Source organism: Halomonas sp. 707D4 (assembly GCF_024158685.1).
GTDB lineage: Bacteria > Pseudomonadota > Gammaproteobacteria > Pseudomonadales > Halomonadaceae > Vreelandella.
In genome coordinates, this window is the sequence record NZ_JAMZBD010000656.1 from 1 (window position 1) to 1,368 (window position 1,368).

Here is a 1,368-nt window from a genome sequence, read left to right on the forward strand (position 1 = left end):
TAGTAGGGGGTCTGGTTCCAGTCCAGGTTGGCGCTGGTGTTCTCGTCCGGCGTGCGCAGCCCCGCCTTGCCGGCCATGGTCCAGCTGTCGAAGGCTTCGACGCTGGCCTGCTGACGCTCCCATTGGCCTGCCTGGCGGCCGCTTTCATCCGTGGGCGCCTGGGTGGCGCAGCCGGCCAGCGCCAGCAGGGCGACGCCGGCCATCAGCGCCCGCGCGGGACGGGCGACGGCGTGGAAGGGCGAGGCGATAGGGTAGGCGGTCGGCATGGTCAAACTCCGTGTTGGGTGATACGCCCCGAGTCGTTCGAGGCGTTAGTCGTTCGAAGCGTTAGTGCATGAAGAAGGCGCGCTCCGTGTCATGGCGCGCCGAGTTCCGGATGGCGCTGCAGCAGCTCGTCGATGTGCGGCTGTTCGCCGCCACGGGCCTGAATGCGGCGCACCAGGGCGCGGGCATCCTCGCTGCGGCCCAGGGCCTGGAGCACCTCGGCCAGGTGCGCGGCGACCTCCTGGTCCGGCATCCGGGCGTAGGCGCTTTCGAGCCAGGGCAGGGCGGCCTCGGGGTCGCCCAGACGAAACTGCACCCAGCCCATGCTGTCGAGCACCGCCGGATTGTCCGGCTCGAGCTCGTAGGCGCGCTCGATCAGCTCGCGCGCCTCAACGAGGCGTCCGGGCGGGCCGGCATCGGCCAGCGTATAGCCCAGCGCGTTGAGCGCGGCGGCATTGCCTGGCTCGGCGTCGATGATGCGGCGCAGGTCGCGCTCCATCAGGTCGATGTCGCCGCGCTCGAAAGCGCGCATCGCCCGAAGATAGCGAAGCCCGGTGTCCTCCGGCGTGCGCGTCACTTCTCGGTCGAGCAGCGCCTCGGCCTCGCGGCCCATCCCCTGGGCGTCGAGCAACTGCACTTCCAGCAGCACCAGGTCGCTGAAGTAGGTGTCGTGGCGCATGCGCTCGATACGCAAGAAAGCGCGCGCATCGACCAGCCGATCCTCGTCGATCAGCATCTGGGCGGCGCTGGCGCGAGAGGGCAAAAACTCGCTGCCTTCGCGCACCTGGCGATAGTAGAGCAGCGCGTTGTCGGGGTCGCCCTGGGCCTGAGTGACGGCGCCGAGCAGATAATAGGCGAGATCGGGAACGTTCTCCTGGCCGATCAGCGGCTGCAGCAGGCGGTAGGCCGGCGCCGGTCGCTCCTCTTCCAGGTAGAGCTGGGCCAGCGCCACGCGCAGCTCCTCGCCGCCGCCGTGGCTTTCGAGCAGCGCGTCGGTCTGCGCCTCGGCGCCCTGGATGTCGCCCAGGCGAATGTTGGCCTGGGCAAGCATCAGCACGAAGCGAACGTCGTTCGGGGCGAGCTCGAGTCCCCGGCGGGCGGCGT

1 protein-coding gene and 1 pseudogene are annotated in these 1,368 nt (G+C 69.8%); both read right to left on the reverse strand.

Annotation, left to right across the window (positions count from 1 at the left end; all coding sequences use genetic code 11):
- A pseudogene (locus BIS11_RS17635) lies at positions 1–266 on the reverse strand (lipoprotein localization factor LolB); the annotation flags it as partial.
- 89 nt (positions 267–355) lie between these two features.
- A partial coding sequence (locus tag BIS11_RS17640) for a tetratricopeptide repeat protein (protein ID WP_253586736.1) occupies positions 356–1,368 on the reverse strand: 1,013 nt, incomplete at its 5' end.